Annotated in this window: 2 protein-coding genes; both read right to left on the reverse strand. The window is 50.2% G+C overall.

Features of this window, described 5'->3' with window-relative positions; genetic code table 11:
• A partial coding sequence (locus AC4MRN_RS20365) for an efflux RND transporter permease subunit (protein ID WP_491204352.1) occupies positions 1 to 2306 on the reverse strand: 2306 nt, incomplete at its 3' end.
• A gap of 24 nt (positions 2307 to 2330) precedes the next feature.
• Positions 2331 to 2620, reverse strand: a 290-nt coding sequence (locus AC4MRN_RS20370; RefSeq protein ID WP_491204353.1) for an efflux RND transporter periplasmic adaptor subunit, incomplete at its 5' end; no start/stop codon positions are given.

Below are 2620 nucleotides of genomic sequence, written 5' to 3' on the forward strand. Positions count from 1 at the left end.
AGACTGCTAGTTACGTCAGCAAAACGGTCGTTACTGGACAGCTCTGCACTCAGTAAGTCGCTGTAGCGCTGTAAGGTCGTTAAATCATAGCCTTGAAGCTCAATTTGAATGGGCGCGGCAAAGGTAAAGAGTTCCGGGTAACCAAATTTACTCTGCACACCGGCTTGTTGTTGCAGGAAACCACGCATTGCATTCTGAACCCGGGCTTCGTCTGACTCGGTAGCACCTTGCTCAAGCACAACGTTTAACTTGCCCCAGTGGTCGCCACCCTGAGACGGCGCTGCGCTGATCAAACTTCCGGTACCCGCCAGTGAATAGGTACGCGCTACGCCTGGTAATTCTTCAGTGTAAGCGGCGACTTTTTTCAACAAGATATCGGTTTGTTCAACCCGGGAGCCTGCAGGTAAGTTGACTTCCACAAAGAACTCACCCTGTGACATGCGAGGGATTAACTCCATGCCTAACTTGGGAATGAGCAGGAAGGCCAGCGCGGTTAAACTTACTGCAACGGCCAGGACGACAACCCGCGCGCGCAGGGCGCCGCGTAAAAGTTTGTTGTACACAGCCTGGATGGCGTTGAATGCCAGACTGAAAAATTGCGCAAACGGATACAATGCCAGGCCGCATACTTTGCTCAATACACGCCAAATAGAGATAACGACCGTGGTGATAAGCATAGGTACGTAAACAAACACCAGTTTTAACACCATGCGAATTGGCCAGGTAACAATATAAAACACCTTGTTAATACCGGTTCGCTTCGCGGGTGGTACGTGCTCAAGTTCTGCATTTGTTTCAAAGGGTTGGTCGGACTGTTTTGCTTTTGCTGCGAGTGCAGGAATCACCGTCAGTGCAACCAGTAATGAGGCAACCAGTGCGAATGACACTGTCATGGCCTGATCGCTAAATAGCTGACCGGCAATCCCTTCCACGAAAATCAGCGGAACAAACACCGCCAGCGTGGTCAATGTTGACGCGAGGATGGCGGTAGATACTTCTTTTGTGCCTGCCGCGGCAGCTTGTGCGGCACTAACCAGCCCTTTGCCGGCTTTTTTGTGTTTGTCGATGTTTTCCAGTACGACGATACTGTTGTCGACCAATAAACCTACTGCCAGCGCAATACCACCCAAGCTCATAATATTCAGGCTGATATCGTTGCCGTACATCATGTTGAACGTGGCGATCACCGACAGTGGGATAGACACGGAGATAATAAACGTTGGCCAGAAATCGCGTAGGAATAAATACAATACCAGCATGGCCAGTATGCCACCAATGACAGCAGACGATTTGACGTCGTCGATGGCTTGTTTAATAAATTCACTCTGGTCATACACTTTGTCGAGTGTGTATTGGTCAGGCAGTTGCTCGGTGATCTGCTCCAGCGCCAGGCTAACCTGACGGGCAACATCAACCGAATTTGCGTCGCCTTCTTTATAAACAGCGACTTCGGCACCTTCCAGCCCGTTAAAACGGCTGATGGCGTCACGCTCTTTATAGGTATTCGTTACCGTCGCTACGTCTTTCAGTTGTATTGACGTGCCGTTTCGGTTGGCAATGTACATTTGGCCAATTTCGTCCAGGTGAGTAAATTGGTTGAGGGTACGTACCAGGAAGGCCTGGTTGCCATTGTCTATGCGGCCTCCCGCAGTATTAATATTTTCTTCTTTCAGGCGTTTGATGATGTCATTGACGCTGATATTCAGCTGGCTCATTCGGCGTTGGTCGGCCAGAACCTGAATTTCATTTTCCAGTGCACCGCCAATTTTCACAGAGGCGACGCCTTCAATAGACTCCAGCTTGCGTTTGATTTGCTCTTCTGCATAAACGCGAAGCCGCTTCATGGCGTCGGTCTGATTAGCGCTATCCTGAGCAGATAAACTCAGGCCGTAGCGTAAGATAGGATCTAAGCTGGGGTTAAAGCGCAACAGGCGCGGTTTTTCAACATCCAGTGGCAATTGCAGGACATCAAGCTTTTCGCGGACTTCCAGGCTGGCAAAATCCATTTCGGTGCCCCAGGCAAATTCCAATACCACATCGGACTGGCCCGGACGTGAAACCGACTTAACCGAACGTACGCCTTTTACTGTGCCAATGGTTTCCTCAATAGGCTTAGACACCAATTGCTCGACCTCTGCCGGTGCCGCGCCGGTATAATCCGTGCGGATGGTCAGGGTAGGGTATGCCAGCTCAGGCAACAGGTTGACTGATAATCTGCCCAGTGACACCATGCCGAACAGCAGGATCGCCAGGGTGAACATGGCTATCGCCACAGGCCGTTTAACGGCTATATCTACAATACTCATTGTGTGTTCTCCGCCAGCCGCTGCTTAGCTTTTTACAATAACGACGGGTGACGCGTCTTTCAGGTTGTGGTGGCCCACAGTTACAACAGTTTCGTTGCCGCTCAAACCACTGGTGATTTCAACGTATTCTGCGTCTTCAAACCCTGTGGTCACGTCCATTTTCTTCGCAATTCCGTTGTCGATAACAAACACACTGGTGCTATTGTCGATGGCTAACAAGGCTTTGCGTGGAACAAGTGTGGCGTTTTCATGCGTGGAGTAATTAATGGCGACTTCAGAGAACATACCTGCTTTTAACCGGCCATCGTGATTTG

It is taken from the genome of Marisediminitalea sp., assembly GCF_984433645.1.